The 247-nt window shown below is 61.5% G+C and carries 1 protein-coding gene; it reads right to left on the bottom strand.

Going from position 1 to position 247, the window contains the following annotated elements; translation table 11 throughout:
• Window positions 1–247, bottom strand: a 247-nt coding sequence (locus tag DM872_RS00055) for a VCBS domain-containing protein (protein WP_218648950.1), incomplete at both ends; no start/stop codon positions are given.

Here is a 247-nt window from a genome sequence, read left to right as displayed (position 1 = left end):
TGGATTCATCCAGTTCGACGCTGGCGGAACTCAGCACCGCGGCATCGTTGGTGCCGGCGATGGTCACCGTGACACTGGTTTCAGTGCCGTCGGCGCTGAACACCTGGAAGGTGTCGGTGAGGCTGTCACCGACATTCAGTTCGTTGAAGGCCGAATTGGCGGTGTAGGTCCAGGCACCGTTGGCGTCGATGCTGAACTTGCCGTAGTCGCCCACGACGTTGCTCTGCGCCTCGAAGGTCTCCGGGCT

The sequence above is a fragment of the Pseudomonas taiwanensis genome (genome assembly GCF_013393345.1).
Lineage (GTDB): Bacteria > Pseudomonadota > Gammaproteobacteria > Pseudomonadales > Pseudomonadaceae > Metapseudomonas > Metapseudomonas resinovorans_C.
This window is presented reverse-complemented; position numbering and strand designations above follow the sequence as displayed.